This window comes from Klebsiella sp. HN106 (assembly GCF_051209435.1).
Lineage (GTDB): Bacteria > Pseudomonadota > Gammaproteobacteria > Enterobacterales > Enterobacteriaceae > Klebsiella > Klebsiella oxytoca.
On record NZ_JBLURD010000277.1, the window covers coordinates 1 to 284 of the forward strand.

Sequence of the window (284 nt, forward strand, 5' to 3'; positions counted from 1 at the left end):
GGCGACAGCTGGAAAGCCTCGGCGAAGGGCAAGAGCAACCAGCCGGTGGTGTTTATCGATACCACCGGACGCAGCTATGCCATCGATCCGATTACTCTGCCTTCCGCGCGTGGCCAGGGTGAACCGCTTACCGGCAAACTGACCCTGCCGCCGGGCGCGACCGTGGAGCATATGCTAATGGAAAGCGACGATCAGAAACTGCTGATGGCTTCCGACGCGGGCTACGGTTTCGTCTGTACCTTCAACGATCTGGTGGCGCGCAACCGTGCCGGGACAGCGCTAAT

At 60.9% G+C, this 284-nt stretch carries 1 pseudogene; it reads left to right on the top strand.

What is annotated here, in order from left to right:
* Window positions 1-284 (top strand): annotated as a pseudogene (locus tag ACSIPU_RS31225) (DNA topoisomerase IV subunit A); the annotation flags it as partial.